Raw genomic sequence first — 11638 nt, forward strand, 5'->3', positions numbered from 1 at the left:
CTCGATGATCGCCTCGGCGACCTTGCGCATGGTGAGGCGGCGATCCATCGACGTCTTCTGGATCCAGCGGAAGGCCTCCGGCTCGCTCATGCCGTGCTCGGCCTGTAGCACTCCCTTGGCGCGGTCGAGCAGCTTGCGGATCTCCAGCCGCTCGCGCAGCGTGCCCACCTCGGTGTCCAGCGCGCGGATCTCGGCGAACCGGCTGACCGCCATCTCGATGGCGGGCACCAGGTCGGCCTTGGTGAACGGCTTGACCAGGTACGCCATCGCCCCCGCGTCCCGCGCCCGCTCCACCAGTTCGCGCTGCGAGAAGGCGGTCAGGATGACGACCGGGGCGATCCGGTCGGCCGCGATCCGCTCGGCGGCCGAGATCCCGTCGAGCACCGGCATCTTGACGTCGAAGATCGCCAGGTCCGGCCGCAGCGCCGTCACCCGCTCGACGGCGGCCTCCCCGTCGGCCGCCTCGGCGACGACGTCGTAGCCCTCCTCTTCGAGCATTTCCTTGAGATCGAGGCGGATCAGCGCCTCGTCCTCGGCAATGACGACACGCAGCGCATTCTGGCTCACGCCCACGAGCCTACAGTCAGGCGGTACATTGTTTGCGAGCGCATCAGCCGGGATGGCGGAACTGGCTTACGCGGACGTCTCAAAAGCGTTTGCCCGAGAGGGCGTGCGGGTTCGAATCCCGCTCCCGGCACTGGTTACTGCAGCTCACAGCTCTTTCCCGAAAATGTCAGTGGTGCGTGAGACCATATTTCCATGCACCCGCAGATAACGGTGGACACCGCGCGTAGCCTGTCCCGGCAAGGCCTGATCGACCGCGAAGTCGCTCGCATTACCGGCGTCTCGATCGGCGCCGTCCAGAAATGGCGCACGGAACGCCGGCGCTCTCCTCATGCTCCTCGTGCTCCCGGCGTGAAACGGGCGTCGGACTGTCCGCGCTGCGACGGCAGGGATCTCAATAAGCCCGCGTACTCGTATCTGCTAGGTCTTTACCTCGGCGATGGATGCCTGACGTGCGGGCACCGGGACGTGTTCGCGCTGTCCATCGCGTGCAGCGACGCCTGGCCCGGTCTCATGGCGGCCGCGAAGAGCGCGATGTCGGCGGTCATGCCCGCGTCCGGCGTCTTCAGCGTCCGCAGAGTCGGCATGACCGAAGTCAAGAGCTACTCCAAGCACTGGCCGTGCCTGTTTCCGCAGCACGGACCGGGCAAGAAGCACACTCGCAAGATCGAGCTTGCGCCGTGGCAGCGGGCCATCGTGGAGCTGTGCCCGGGGGACTTCGCGCGGGGACTATTCCACTCAGATGGCTGGCGGGGCGTCAACCGGGTCCGCGGGAGGCTGGCCGGCGGCGACCGATGGTAGGAGTACCCGCGGTATCTGTTGGTGAACTCCTCCGATGACATTCGCCGGCTCTGCGGTCAGGCGCTGGATCTGCTCGGGGTGGGGTGGCGGTTTTCCAAGCCCACCACGATCTCGGTGGCGAGGAAGGAGGCGGTAGCGCGACTTGATGAGTTCGTCGGGCCGAAGTACTGACCAGGTCCGCTGCCCGCACCGGCCGGGCGGTTGAACGTCCGCCCGCTGCGAGGCCAGAATGCCGCTATGCCGAACGCCTCCTCTTCGGCCCTGATGCGCCAGGCGTGGGCCGCTGTCGGCGGGGACCTGGCCGACCTCGAGCGCGTGCGAGTCGACGGCGACCCGGCGGGACTGCTGCCGTCACGCTTTGACGTGACCGGGCTGATGACCGCCGCGGTCGGGGCCGCCACGCTGGCGGTCTCGGTGTACGACGCGGCCCGCAACGCCGGGCGTCCGGCACCCGTGTCGCTCGACGTCGAGCACGTGGCGGTCGCGGCGACGAGCGAACGGTACGCCCGGCGCCTGAATTCAGAGCTGCGGGTGGGGATGGCGCCGCTGTCCCGGTTCTGGGCGGCGGCGGACGGCTGGATCCGGCTGCATACCAACTACCCGTGGCACCTCGAGCGGGCCCTTGGCGTTCTCGGCTGCGGCGGCGACCCGGCCTCGGTCGGCGCGGCAATCTCCGGTCGCAGCGCGCTGGAGCTCGAGGAGTCCCTCGCCGCGGCCGGGGCGCTGGGGTTCGCGGTCAGGGACCTGCGGCAATGGAGCGCTCACCCGCACGGCCGGGCCGTCGCGGCCCAGCCGCTCGTGCAGACCACCGTCGGGCCGGGGGCGGCCTCCGTCTGCCGCAGGGCCCCGGCGCGGGCGCTTGAGGGGGTGCGGGTCCTGGACCTCACCCGGGTCATCGCGGGCCCGGTGGCCACCCGGACGCTCGCCGCGTGGGGCGCGGACGTGCTGCGGCTTGACGCCCCGCGGCTGCCGGAGATACCGGCTCAGGCCATCGACACGCTGCAGGGAAAGCGCAGCGCGCTGCTCGACCTGGCGCAGTCCCCCGGCAGGGCCCGGCTTGAGGAACTGCTCGCCGAGGCCGACCTGATCGTCCAGGGCTACCGCCCCGGCGCGCTGGCCAGGTACGGCCTCGATCCCGGCAGCCTCGCGCAGCGCTGGCCACACCTCAGCGTGGTGACGATCTCCGCCTGGGGGAACTCCGGTCCCTGGTCCGGCCGCCGCGGGTTCGACTCGCTCGTGCAGTGCCCCACAGGGATAGCCGCGGCAGAAGGAGACGGGCGCACCCCCGGCGCCCTCCCCGCCCAGGCCCTCGACCACGCCACCGGGTACCTCGCCGCGGCCGCCGCCGCCATGGCCCTGGCCGCGGGCCTCGCCGACGGCGCCCCCCGCGCCCAGGAGCTGTCCCTCGCCCGCACGGCCAAATGGCTGACCGACGCCGGGCGCGCGGACGGCGGCCCGTCCCGGACGGACGGCGGCCCGTCCCGGACGATCCAGCCGGCGCCGTACCTGTGCGTCGTCGGCGGAAGCGGGTTCAGCGTCGAGGTTGTCCGGCCGCCCGGCCGGCTGGGCAGTCGGCGACCCGGCTGGGAGCGCACCACAGAACTCGGCGCAGACCAGCCGGCCTTCGGCGGCGAGGGCGAAGGAGCGCGCTAAGCCCTGGCCCGCCGCTATGCCGCTTGGGCGTCGGCCAGCGGGAACGGGATCAGCACGACCGTGATGTTGTCGATGCCGCCCGCGTCCACGGCGAACTTCACGAGGGCGGCGGCGGTGGCGAGCGGGCTGGTCAGCGCGCCGGGCAGCGCCATGGCCGCCAGGTCCGCGGGCTCCGGCCGGTAGTTCCATAGCCCGTCCGAGCAGACGAGCAGGACCCCGGGTCCAGGCGGGGCGAACTGCGCGACATGCGGCTGGAGCGGGGGCATGTCGGCACCGAGCCACCGGGTGATCACGTGCGCCTGGGGGGACGCCATCGCCTCTTCCGTGCTGGCGATCCCGGCCGCGACGATCTCCTCGGCGAGCGAGTCGTCCCTGGTGAGCCGGGCGCATTCGGCCGGGTCGGCGGCCAGCCAGTAGGCCCTGCTGTCGCCGAGCCAGCAGACCGTGACGACGTCGCGGCTGACCGCCGCGGACACGTAGGTCGCCGCCGGGGCGCCCGTGTAGCCCGCCAGGTCCGTCAGCGCCTCCCCGCCCGCCCTGGCCGCCGCTATGGACGCGCCGACCGGGTCCTCCCCCGCCCGCGCGCTCGTGCGCAGCACCTTCATCGCGGTCCGGACCGCGGACAGCGACGCCTCGTCGGGGCGCGGTGCCGAGGAGACACCATCGGAGATGACCGCGAGCGCGACGATTCCGTGCGGGCCCATCTCGGTGGCCACCGCCATGGCGTCCTCGTTGCGCCGGTGCCGCAGCCCGCGGTCGGTCACGCCGACGAGCACGCCAAGGTCGAGTTCGGCGTGGTCTCGCCCGGCGGGCACCTTACGGCCGCAGGACTCGCAGTAACCGTCCGGGCCAGCCACCGCCCGAGCGCCGGAGTCATCCGCCGCGCACACCGGGCACTCCCGCCCGCCAGCCGGGTCATCCGTCGTCGACGTGCTCATCGCCCCATCAGCTCCTGTCAGCTGGCGCCACAATGACCAGGCGCGCCCGCGAGTCGGCCTCGATGACCGTCATCCTGGCCGCCCGTCCGCCTGCTCGCCAGCACCATAGCCTATGTCCGCCGGGGGCGAAGACGCTATTTTTCTGGCTAAGCGTTCGGGTCCATTGGGACTTTCGGTGCGTTAGGGGCGTTCGTGGCGTTCTGACGGGGATCGGGCGGCGAACTGTGCGCGATCAGGGGTGCGGCGAACTGTGCGCGATCAGGGGTAGGGCAGCGCGATGGCGTCGCCTATCCTGTGCACCCGCAGCGCGTTGGTCCTGCCCGGGCTGGCGGGCGGGCTGCCGGCCACGATGACGATCTTGTCCCCGATGCGACAGCGGCCGAGGCCGAACAGCGCGGCGTCCACTTCGTGCACCATGTCATCGGTGTGCCGCACCGTCGGCACGATGAATGTCTCCACGCCCCAGGTGAGGGCAAGCTGGCTGCGGGTGGCCGGCTCCGTGGCACGCGGGTCAGCGACGACTCCGCGCGCAGCGAGCCCTCCTCGGCCGCCGCGATGATGCGGGCCATGGTGGCCACGGTCTCGATCGGGTACGCGCCCACGTCGAGTGCGACGTTGCCGTCGTCGATCAGGATGCGGTCGCCCGCGCGCACGTCGCCGGCGAGGCCCAGGTAGGTCGTGGCCGCCTCGTGCTAGCCGCCTGGGATGTCATCGTGGTGATGTGAACTCATCGCCAGGGCGCGGCCGCACCGGCCCGCCTGGGAAGGTCCCCAGCCGGATCTTCGGCCCCTGCAGGTCGGCGAGCACCCCCACGCTGCGGCCGGTGGCGTCGCTGGCCGCGCGGACGCGCCGCGTGCGGCGTGAGGTGGCCTGTCGCGAGGGGTGCTGGCGGGGCCCGCACGGCCGGCCCGCTAGGTCAGCGGGCGTGCCGTGGGGGGGATCGCGACCGGGAGGGCCGGCCGGTCGAGGGCCCGCAGGTACCTGTCGACGTGCGCCGCGGCGCTGCGGCCCTCGGCGATCGCCCAGACGATCAGCGACTGACCGCGGCCCATGTCCCCGGCGACGAACACGCCCGGCACCGTGGTCTCATACGAGGCCGACCTGAGCACGTTCCCGCGCGCGTCGAACTCGACGCCGAGGTCGGTGAGCAGCCCGGGCCGCTCCGCGCCGGTGAAGCCCATGGCCAGCAGCGCCAGGTCGCAGGGGATCTCCCGCGACGTGCCAGGCACCGGCGTGAACCGGCCGCCGGACATCGACACCTCCGTCAGGCGCAGCGCCCGCACCGCGCCAGCCCCGTCCGCGAGGAACTCCTCGGTGGACGCGGCGTAGACGCGCTCACCGCCCTCCTCGTGCGCGGACGAGACACGGTAGATCATCGGGTACGTCGGCCACGGCTGGTTCTCCGCGCGCGTGCGCGGCGGCTTGGCCATGATCTCCAGCTGCGTGACCGACCGCGGGTCCTGGCGCAGCGCGGTGCCGAGACAGTCCGCCCCGGTGTCGCCGCCGCCGATGATCACCACGTGCTTTCCGGCGGCGGTGACGGGCGACGCCGCGCCGAGCCTGTTCGCCGGCGGCAGGTACTCCATCGCCTGGTGGATGCCCGCCAGGTCCCGCCCGGGCACGGGCAGGTCGCGCGGCACCCGCGCGCCGCCGGCCAGCACGACCGCCGAGAACCCGGCCAGCTGCGACGCCGACTCAACGGCGACGCCGCACGAGAACACGGTTCCCTCGGCCGCCATCTGGGCGAGCCGCCGGTCCAGGTGCCGCTTTTCCATCTTGAACTCGGGGATCCCGTACCGCAGCAGCCCCCCGGGACGGTCGTCGCGCTCGAAGACCGTCACGAGGTGCCCGGCCCGTGTCAGCTGCTGCGCCGCTGCCAGCCCGGCGGGCCCCGACCCGACCACCGCCACCGAGAACCCCGTCAGGGCCGCTGGCAGCACGGGGACCACGCCGCCCGACGCCCACGCCCGGTCGATGATCTCCACCTCGACCTGCTTGATCGTGACCGGCTCGCCCGCGCTTGCGGACGGCGCCGTGATGCCGAGCACGCACGCCGCCTCGCACGGGGCGGGGCACAGGCGCCCGGTGAACTCGGGGAAGTTGTTGGTGGCGTGCAGCCGGTCCGCGGCGCGCGCCCAGTCCGACCGGTACACCAGGTCGTTCCACTCAGGGATCAGGTTGCCGAGCGGGCAGCCGTGGTGGCAGAACGGGATGCCGCAGTCCATGCACCGTGCCGCCTGCCGCTCCGCCCGCTCGCGCGCGAACGGCTCGTACACCTCGCGCCAGTCACCTAGCCGCACGTCCACCGGCCGCCGCCGGGGGGTCTCGCGCGCGGTCTTCAGGAACCCCTTCGGGTCGCCCATGTCAGTGCTCAGCCTCTCACCCGTGCGCTCTGCTCAGTTGTCGGCACAAACCAGCCGGGGCTTGCGGCGCGTTAGCCATGCGCCGCGCTCATGACGGCCTCGTTGACGTCGCGGCCTTCGCGCTCGGCCGCCGACGCCGCCGACAGGACCCGCTTGTAGTCCTTCGGCATGACCTTCGTGAACCGCTCCACGCCCGCCTCCCATGCGGCGAGCAGCTCCGCGGCCACCGTCGACCCGGTCTCCTCGTGGTGTCGCTTCACCACGTCGTGCAGGAACGTGATGTCGCAATCCTCCAGCGGGTCGACGTCGACCATCTCCCTGTTCAGCCGGACCGGCGACAGGTCGAGCACGTAGGCGACGCCGCCGGACATGCCCGCCGCGAAGTTGCGGCCGGTCGGCCCGAGGATGACCACGCGGCCGCCGGTCATGTACTCGCAGCCGTGGTCGCCGACGCCCTCGGCGACCGCGAGCGCGCCGGAGTTGCGCACGCAGAACCGCTCGCCCACCACGCCGCGCAGGAAGATCTCACCGCCGGTGGCACCGTAGCCGATCACGTTCCCCGCGATGACCTGCTCCTGCGCGGCGAACGGCGAGTCGGCCGCCGGGTAGGCGATCAGCCGCCCGCCGGACAGCCCCTTGCCGAGGTAGTCGTTGGCGTCGCCGGCGAGCCGCAAGGTGATGCCCCGCGGCACGAACGCGCCGAACGACTGGCCCGCCGACCCGGTGAACGACACCGTGATCGTGTCGGGGGGCAGCCCTTCGCCGCCCCACCGCCTGGTCACCTCATAGCCGAGCATCGTGCCGACGGTCCGGTTGACGTTGCGGATCGGCAGCTCAAGGCGGACCGGCCTGCCTTCCTCGAGCGCGCCCTCGGCCAGCTGGATCAGCGTGTTGTCCAGGGCCCGGTCAAGGCCGTGGTCCTGCGCGACCACGTGCGAGCGCGGCCCGTCGCAGGCGGGCGCGTGCAGCACCGGCGTCAGGTCAAGCCCGGCCGCCTTCCAGTGCGACACGGCCAGCGCCACCTCCAGCAGGTCGACCCGCCCGACGGCCTCGTGCAGGGAGCGCAGCCCGAGCGCGGCCAGGTACTCGCGGACCTCTTCGGCGATGAACTCGAAGAAGTTCACCACGAACTCCGGCTTCCCGGTGAACCGGGCGCGCAGTTCGGGGTTCTGGGTGGCCACGCCCACCGGGCAGGTGTCCAGGTGGCAGACCCGCATCATGATGCAGCCGGACACGACGAGCGGCGCGCTCGCGAAGCCGAACTCCTCCGCGCCGAGCAGCGCGGCGATGATCACGTCCCGGCCGGTCTTGAGCTGCCCGTCCACCTGCACGACGATCCGGTCGCGCAGCTTGTTGCGCAGCAGCGTCTGCTGGGTCTCGGCGAGCCCGAGCTCCCACGGCGCGCCTGCGTGCTTGAGCGAGGTCAGCGGCGCGGCGCCGGTGCCGCCGTCGTGCCCGGAGATCAGCACCACGTCGGCGTGCGCCTTGGACACGCCCGCGGCGACCGTGCCGACGCCGACCTCGGCGACCAGCTTGACGTGCACCCGGGCGGCCGGGTTGGCGTTCTTCAGGTCGTGAATGAGCTGCGCCAGGTCCTCGATCGAGTAGATGTCGTGGTGCGGCGGCGGCGAGATCAGGCCGACGCCAGGCGTGGAGTACCTGGTCTTGGCGATCCAGGGGTACACCTTGTGCCCGGGCAGTTGGCCGCCCTCCCCTGGCTTGGCGCCCTGGGCCATCTTGATCTGCAGGTCGTCGGCGTTGACCAGGTACTCGCTCGTCACGCCGAACCGGCCGCTGGCCACCTGCTTGACCGCGGACCGCCGCAGGTCGCCGTTGCCGTCGGGGCTGAACCGGTCCGGGTCCTCGCCGCCCTCGCCGGTGTTGGACCGCCCGCCGAGCCGGTTCATCGCGATCGCGAGCGTCTCGTGCGCCTCGGCGGAAATGGAACCGTAGGACATCGCCCCGGTCGCGAACCGCCGCACGATGCTCGCGGCCGGTTCAACTTCATCAATAGCGATCCGAACGGACGGGGGCGACTCTCCCACGTCATCGATTCCGCGGATCCGGAGCAGGCCGCGCAGCGTGTGCAGCCTCGCCGACTGGTCGTCGACCAGCGCGGTGTACTGCTTGAAGATCTCGTAGCGGCGGCTGCGGGTCGCGTGCTGGAGCTTGAAGACCGTCTCGGGGCTGAACAGGTGGGGCTCGCCCTCGCGGCGCCACTGGTACTCCCCGCCGGTCTCCAGCCGCCGGTGCGCCATCCCGGCGCCGCCCGCGGCCACGGCGGCCCGCCTGGCCGCCTCCTGCGCGAGCACCCCGAACCCGACCCCGCCAAGGCGCGACGAGGTGCCCGCGAAGCAGGTGCCGATGACCTCCTCGCCGAGGCCGATCGCCTCGAAGACCTGCGCGCCCGTGTAGGACGCGACCGTCGACACGCCCATCTTGGACATGATCTTCAGCAGGCCCTTGCCGAGCGCCTTGATCAGGTTGGCGGCCGCCTTGTCCGGCTTGACGGCGCCGAGCTCGCCCTTGGCGGCGAGGTCGCGGACGGTCTCAAGCGCCAGGTAGGGGCACGCGGCGGCGGCGCCGTAGCCGGTGAGCAGCGCGATGTGGTGACACTCGCGCGCGTCGCCTGACTCCACGATCAGGCCGACCCGCGTCCTGGTCTTCTCCCTGATCAGGTGGTGGTGCACCGCCCCGGTCAGCAGCAGCGACGGGATCGGTATCCACTTGCCGTCATCGACGTGGCCGGCGCTGGCGGCCCGCGTGTTGCTGTTATCAGTGGCGGTGGCCGTGCCGCGGTCGGAGAGCACGATCAGGCGCGCGCCGTCCTCGATCGCGGCGTCCACCTCGATACAGATCTCCGCCAGCCTGGCGCGCAGGCCGTCGCCGCCGCCGGTGGGGTCGAACCGCCCGTCGACCACGTGCGCGGCGAACCCGGGCAGGTTCCCCTCATCGTTGATGTGCACGATCTTGGCGAGGTCTTCCTCGTCGATCACCGGGTACGGCAGCACGATCTGCCGGCAGGAGGCCGGCTCCGGCGCGAGCAGGTTGTGCTCCGGGCCGGTCGAGGTGGACAGCGAGGTGACGAGCTCTTCCCTGATCGCGTCAAGCGGGGGGTTGGTCACCTGGGCGAACAGCTGCGCGAAGTAGTCGAACACCAGCCGGGGCCGGTCAGAGAGCACGGCCACGGGCGTGTCGGTGCCCATCGAGCCGATCGGCTCCGCCCCGTCGCGGGCCATCGGCGCCAGGATGACCCGCAGTTCCTCTTCTGTGTACCCGAACATCCGCTGCCGGGTGAGCAGGTCCGCCGGGTGGCGGACGGGCTCTTCATCCGGGTGGCGGACGGGCTGGCGGGTGCGCGGCGGCAGCTCGTCCAGGTGCACCAGGCCGGCGTGCAGCCATTCCTGGTAGGGATGCTGGGCGGCGAGTTCGGCCTTGACCTCCTCGTCCTCGACGATCCGGCCTGCGGCGGTGTCCGCGAGGAAGATCCGGCCGGGCTGCAGGCGGCCGCGGCGCACCACCCGGGCCGGCTCGATCTCGAGCACGCCGACCTCGCTGGCGAGGATGACCAGGCCGTCGCCGGTCACCCAGTACCGGCCGGGCCGCAGCCCGTTCCTGTCAAGCACGGCGCCGATCACGGTGCCGTCGGTGAACGCGATCAGCGCGGGGCCGTCCCATGGCTCCATGACCGTGGCGTGGTAGCCGTAGAACGCGCGCCGCCGCGCGTCCATCTCCTCGTGGTTCTCCCACGGCTCGGGGATCATCATGAGCAGCGCGTGCGGCAGCGACCGGCCGCCTAGGTGCAGCAGCTCAAGGCACTCGTCGAAGCTGCCCGAGTCGGATCCGGACGGGTCGACGATCGGGAACAGCCGCTCGATCCCCTGGCCGCTGGCCGACGCCGGGATCAGCGGGCTGGCCAGCATCGCCTCGCGAGCCCGCATCCAGTTGCGGTTGCCCTGCACGGTGTTGATCTCGCCGTTGTGCGCGATGTACCGGTAGGGGTGCGCCCGCGGCCAGGACGGGAACGTGTTCGTGGAGAACCGCGAGTGCACGAGCGCGAGGTTCGACGCGTACCTGTCGTCGGACAGGTCGGGGAAGAACGGCTCCACCTGCGGCGCCGACAGCATCCCCTTGTACACCAGCGTCCGGCAGGACAGGCTGGCGAAGTAGACGCGCGCCTCGTGTTCGGCCCGCTTGCGCAGGCAGAACGCCATCCGCTCCAGGCGCATGCCCTGCTCGCCACCCGCCCCGGCCACGAACAGCTGCGCGAGATGCGGCAGCACCTCGCGGGCGCCCGCGCCGCAGCGAGAAGGGTCGATCGGCACGGCGCGCCAGCCGAGGACGGTCAGCCCCTCGTCCGCGGCCAGCGTGCCGATCGCGGCAGTCGCCTGGGCTCGTTCGGACTGATCGACCGGAAGGAACGCAAGGCCGGCGGCGTACGCGCCCGGGCCGGGGAGCGGGAGGCCGGTGACCGCGCGGAAGAAGTCGTCGGGAATCTGGGTGAGGATGCCCGCACCGTCGCCGGTGTCCGGGTCGGCGCCCTTCGCGCCCCGGTGCTCCAGGTTGCGCAGGACGCGCAGCGCACTGGACACGACATCGTGCCCGCCGCGTGCCGAGAGGTCGGCGACGAAACCTACACCGCAGGCATCGTGCTCATACCGGCTGTCGTAAAGTCCCTCGGTTCCGGCAGGCACCATCCGCACTCCTGTCGTCATACGTCCGCTGTAATGCCTTGTTGCGGTCGGGACGACGCTGGCCCTGCGCTACACGTAGGTTACGCTGACATTACATGACTGGTGAATCCCTTTCCACTGCCGGCTTCTGCGCAGGCTGAACGGGCCTGGTGCGCATGCGCCTGGTGCGCGCGAAGTAGATGGCGGCGCCGATGAACACCATGGCGTCGCCTAGTTCTCCCGCCCTGAGCCCCAGGACAACCGGCAGATGACCGATACCCAGCCAAAACAGAGCGAAACCGCCAGCCGCGTAGGCCGCGGCCCAGAGGGCGAAAACGCGCTCTCCCGGGAGCGCGAAGCGGCGCGCCGCCCACGCCACCGTGACACCGGTCGTTACATCCCATAGCACCTGGTAAAGGAAAATCGGCTGGAATGTGGCGAAGTTCTCGTAGCCGGACGGACGGTGCGCTGGCGACACGATGACGGCCCACCACAGGGACGAGGGATGGCCGAAGCCCTGCTGGGCGACCCAGTCCCCGATCGCGGCGACGGCCTGGCCGAAGGCGATCGCCGGCGCCACCGCGGCGGCTACCGGGCCAAGCCGGAGCCGGCGGCCGCGCGCGCCGCGCGGCAGCCACGGGCCGGT

The 11638-nt window shown here is 71.9% G+C and carries 8 protein-coding genes, 1 tRNA gene and 1 pseudogene; 4 read left to right on the forward strand and 6 right to left on the reverse strand.

Annotated elements, in window-relative coordinates:
* On the reverse strand, positions 1–567 hold a 567-nt coding region (locus Q1N79_RS21405), incomplete at its 3' end, for a response regulator (RefSeq protein WP_300611656.1).
* 46 nt (positions 568–613) lie between these two features.
* On the opposite strand from Q1N79_RS21405, the gene Q1N79_RS21410 reads away from it, so the two are divergent.
* From Q1N79_RS21410 to Q1N79_RS21425, 4 genes are all read left to right on the forward strand, one after another.
* Positions 614–697 (forward strand) — tRNA-Leu (locus Q1N79_RS21410).
* Positions 698–759: 62 nt separating this feature from the next.
* Positions 760–1365, forward strand: a complete 606-nt coding sequence (locus Q1N79_RS21415; RefSeq protein WP_300611658.1) for a hypothetical protein — start codon at positions 760–762, stop codon at positions 1363–1365.
* A gap of 21 nt (positions 1366–1386) precedes the next feature.
* A complete protein-coding gene (locus Q1N79_RS21420; RefSeq protein ID WP_300611661.1) occupies positions 1387–1536 on the forward strand; it encodes a hypothetical protein in 150 nt (49 codons plus the stop codon).
* A gap of 66 nt (positions 1537–1602) precedes the next feature.
* Complete coding sequence (locus Q1N79_RS21425) at positions 1603–3018, forward strand: CoA transferase (protein ID WP_300611663.1); 1416 nt, start codon at positions 1603–1605, stop codon at positions 3016–3018.
* A gap of 14 nt (positions 3019–3032) precedes the next feature.
* Here Q1N79_RS21425 and Q1N79_RS21430 read toward each other — a convergent pair whose 3' ends face one another.
* The 5 genes and pseudogenes from Q1N79_RS21430 to Q1N79_RS21450 all read right to left on the reverse strand — a co-directional run.
* Positions 3033–3956 (reverse strand): PP2C family serine/threonine-protein phosphatase, encoded by a 924-nt coding sequence (locus tag Q1N79_RS21430; RefSeq protein WP_300611665.1) that lies wholly within the window; start codon positions 3954–3956, stop codon positions 3033–3035.
* 258 nt (positions 3957–4214) lie between these two features.
* Positions 4215–4802 (reverse strand): annotated as a pseudogene (locus Q1N79_RS21435) (pyruvate kinase); the annotation flags it as partial.
* A 65-nt stretch (positions 4803–4867) separates the two neighbouring features.
* Positions 4868–6319 carry a glutamate synthase subunit beta gene (locus Q1N79_RS21440; RefSeq protein WP_300611668.1) on the reverse strand — a complete coding sequence of 484 codons (1452 nt, stop codon included), beginning with the start codon at positions 6317–6319 and terminating at the stop codon, positions 4868–4870.
* A gap of 71 nt (positions 6320–6390) precedes the next feature.
* Entirely contained in the window at positions 6391–11034 is a 4644-nt protein-coding gene (gltB, locus tag Q1N79_RS21445; RefSeq protein WP_300611671.1) for a glutamate synthase large subunit, read from the reverse strand.
* A gap of 70 nt (positions 11035–11104) precedes the next feature.
* On the reverse strand, positions 11105–11638 hold a 534-nt coding region (locus Q1N79_RS21450; protein ID WP_300611673.1), incomplete at its 5' end, for a prolipoprotein diacylglyceryl transferase family protein.

Source organism: Trebonia sp., from assembly GCF_030042015.1.
Lineage (GTDB): Bacteria > Actinomycetota > Actinomycetes > Streptosporangiales > Streptosporangiaceae > Trebonia.